The organism is Peribacillus sp. SIMBA_075, from assembly GCF_046534585.1.
On sequence record NZ_JAWRYN010001559.1, the window covers coordinates 1 to 237 of the forward strand.

General features: G+C 52.3%; 1 pseudogene. It reads left to right on the forward strand.

What is annotated here, in order from left to right:
* A pseudogene (locus SB775_RS33655) lies at positions 1 to 237 on the forward strand (acetamidase/formamidase family protein); the annotation flags it as partial.

The window sequence follows — 237 nt, forward strand, 5'->3', positions numbered from 1 at the left end:
TTCCATGCCGCGATGGGCGACGGAGAAATCAGTGTTTCCGGCATTGAAGTGCCCGGCAGCGCTACCGTCCAATTAGATGTCATCAAAGGCAGCCACCTGAAGCATCCATTGCTTGAAAACGAAGAGGGCCTGGCGTTTCTCGTATCGGCGATGACTTTAGACGAAGCTGTCTCTACTGCAGTGGAAGAGATGATCGATCTATTGCTCCCCCAATCCGATTTATCCGTCAGCGAGATG